This is a genomic window from Pedobacter sp. MC2016-05, from assembly GCF_026239735.1.
Taxonomy (GTDB): Bacteria; Bacteroidota; Bacteroidia; order Sphingobacteriales; family Sphingobacteriaceae; genus Pedobacter.
The window spans coordinates 1-1,293 of sequence record NZ_JAPIVT010000050.1; the positions used below are offsets into that span (position 1 = coordinate 1).

Consider the following 1,293-nt stretch of genomic DNA (forward strand, 5'->3'; position numbering starts at 1 on the left):
AATATCAAAACAACAGTAATAAGATGAGTATAATTTCTTCAAATCACAAAAGGGAGCAACATAAAGTGGCTCCTAAAAAAAACATTTGATTTCATTCAGGATAAAAATAATTTTTCTCAATATCTTAAAGAGCCAATCTTTTTTACGCGCAAGCGAAGTTTAAGCTTTCCAGTTGTGGTTTCTACAATATTGAATCTTTTTAAAGAATCTGTAGAGTACAACATTTTTACAATTTTGCCCGGTATATCATCAAAAGTGGTTACAGGAGCAGCCTTTTCTAAGGCTCGATATAAAATATCCCTTTCTTTTTTCAAGGATCTCAACGAGATACTGGCAGATCATCACAAATATCATCCATCACAACTCTGGAGGGGATATCAATTGATTGCCGGTGATGGCTCTACAGTTGGGCTACCACCTTCCCGACAGATAAAAGATTTTTTTGGAATATATTCACAAAAAGGTGAAAGTATAAAGAGTTGCCTGGCACAGATTTTTATGTTTTATGATGTTTTTAGTGGCGCAATTCTTTCCAAAAGGATATCAAAGATGGAGAACGTAGAGAGAACACTTTTTAATGCATGCCTTGAAGAACTACCATCCCGTAAATCCGTAGTTATTTTAGACCGGGGATTCGGATATTTTCATATTTTCAAAAAACTTTGCACACTCAAACAGGATTTCTGTATTCGTATAAGCAGTGCGCAGTCCTGTTTTGCAAAACGGATAGTTCAGGAGTGCGAAAATGATTTTATAACAGAGTGGCACCCCAGTCCAAAAGAAATGGAATCCTGCTTAAAGCATGGGTTAGATACTAAAACAATTACGGTCAGGGTTACCAAAATCGAGTTAAATACTGGGGAGATCGAAATTCTCGTATCCTCTTTATTAGACATGAATGATGTATGCACAGTGAATATGAAAGCTCTTTATGGGCAGAGATGGCCGGTAGAAGAAGGTTTTAAGAAATTAAAACCAAAGATGAAATTAGAACAGTTTGGTGCTCGGAAACCCGATGGAATATTCCAGGAGTTTGAAGCCCATGTATTCATGATGAATCTGGTTGCTTTATTTGGTATCCAGGCACAGCAGAAAATCGATAAGAACAAGAAACGAAAACTAAAATATAAATACAATTGGCAAAATGCTTACAGGTTTGTCAGAAAAGCAATTATTCAAATACTAAATACAGAACACCCGGAAGATATAATTCAATCTCTTATTAAGCTAATAGCATCATCTAAAATACCTATAAAACCGGACAGAAGCTTTCCTAGAATAACATTTAAAAAA

1 protein-coding gene is annotated in these 1,293 nt (G+C 35.3%); it reads left to right on the plus strand.

Annotated features, from left to right (window positions below; all coding sequences use genetic code 11):
• Nucleotides 1-93 precede the first annotated feature (93 nt).
• A partial coding sequence (locus tag OQZ33_RS24120) for an IS4 family transposase (protein ID WP_265802127.1) occupies nucleotides 94-1,293 on the plus strand: 1,200 nt, incomplete at its 3' end.